The 1,686-nt window shown below is 59.6% G+C and carries 2 protein-coding genes; both read left to right on the top strand.

What is annotated here, in order from left to right; all coding sequences use genetic code 11:
* A partial coding sequence (locus AC04SH_RS34770; protein ID WP_488578075.1) for a tyrosine-type recombinase/integrase occupies window positions 1-585 on the top strand: 585 nt, incomplete at its 5' end.
* On the top strand, window positions 582-1,586 hold the full coding sequence (locus tag AC04SH_RS34765) for a tyrosine-type recombinase/integrase (protein ID WP_488481864.1): 1,005 nt from the start codon (window positions 582-584) through the stop codon (window positions 1,584-1,586). The genes AC04SH_RS34770 and AC04SH_RS34765, both read left to right, overlap by 4 nt.
* The last annotated feature ends 100 nt before the right edge of the window (window positions 1,587-1,686 follow it).

The following is a 1,686-nucleotide window of genomic DNA, read 5'->3' as shown; positions in this document are numbered from 1 at the left end:
CGACCGGTGAGCCTCTACGTGATGCTGGTATTGGCCTATTGCTGCGGGTTGCGGCTGGGGGAACTCGCGCGTCTCGATCTTGGTGATGTCGATCTGATTGCCGGCACGATCACCATCCGGGAAACGAAGTTCTTCAAGTCCCGGATCCTGCCGCTTGCCGGCAGCACACTGGCGGCGCTGACGGAATATCTGGTGATGAGGCGTAAGGCGAAGGCGCCGCAAAATGCGGAGTCCGGCCTGTTCTGGCACGATCAAGGCAATGCCCGATACACGTCGCAGGCCATCGCCCGTTGCCTGATCGACATCCTGCGTCGTGCTGGGCTCAAACCGGCGACAGGCAAAACCGGACCTCGCATTCACGATGTTCGCCACTCGTTCGTGGTGAACCGTATTCTCGAATGGTACCGCGCCGGCATCAATCCGCAGGACAAGTTGCCGTTCCTCGCGACGTATCTTGGTCACCGCGATATCCATTCGACGCTCGTCTACATCACCATCACCCAGGATCTTCTGGAACAGGCAAACCAACGCTTCCGAAGGTTCGGGGCACATTGCCTTGCCGTATCGGAAGGGGTGCGGCCATGAGGATGGTCGACCCATTCCCGCGTCTGCTTCATGCCTTCTTCTATGAATGGCTGGTCCAGCAGCGAAACGCATCCAAACATACCGTGCGTTCTTACCGTGACACCTGGCGCCTATTCCTAAGGTTCGTCGCGCAGCAACGGCATCGATCGGTTGCCCGGCTCACTCTGGCGGACCTGACAGCCGCCGAGGTCAGCGCCTTCCTGCGCCATACCGAGCAGGAGCGAGGAGACACGATTGGCACGCGCAATTGCCGCCTGTCGGCCTTGCGCAGCTTTTTTGGCTTCGTTGCTGGTCGGGAACCAGCGGCTATCGCGCAATGCACCGAAATCCTGCATGTGCCGATGAAGAAGGCACCAACCCCCGCGCCATGCTATCTGGAACCGGAAGAAGTGAAGGCGATTCTAGCCCAGCCCGATCGCTCGACGGTCGAGGGGCAGCGCGACCACGCGCTGCTCTCCTTCCTTTACAACACGGGTGCGCGCATCCAGGAAGCGCTCGACGTTTGCCCCGGGGCAATCCGGTTCGATACGCCTGCTTGCGTCCGTCTCTACGGTAAAGGCCGGAAAGAACGCATCAGCCCTCTCTGGCCGGAAACCATCTTGCTACTGCGATCATTACTTCGGCGGCAGCCAAGACGCGAGGACGAACCGATCTTCGTCAATCGGTATGGCGCTTCACTCGGCGCTTCGGGCGTCCGCTTCAAACTGGTCGAATATGTCGAAGCGGCAACAAAGATCGCGCCCAGCCTCGCTTCCAAGACGATTACACCTCACAGCTTCCGTCATGCGACGGCGGTTCATTTGGTGGCGGCGGGCGTCGACATCACGGTGATCCGGAGCTGGCTTGGCCACGTCAGCCTTGACACCACCAACCACTACGCTCAGGCGAATCTGGAAACGAAGCGCATGGCATTGGAGCGGCTCGAAATCCCATCGCCACCAGGCAAACGCGCGTCGTGGAAGGAGGACCAGAGCGTTATCGCCTGGCTCGACACCTTGTAATTCCGCAAAATAATGTCGAGGAACGCGTCACCACCGGCCCAGCAAAAACCACGTGTTCGGCGCGTTCCTTCTCATTATGAACTGCTGCTGATTACTGCAG

It is taken from the genome of Mesorhizobium sp. CNPSo 4688, from assembly GCF_057784295.1.
This window is presented reverse-complemented; position numbering and strand designations above follow the sequence as displayed.

What these genes read in the sequence shown, in the direction of transcription:
- AC04SH_RS34765 (WP_488481864.1), top strand. Translation starts at nt 582, where the DNA reads ATGAGGATGGTCGACCCATTCCCGCGTCTGCTTCATGCCTTCTTCTAT.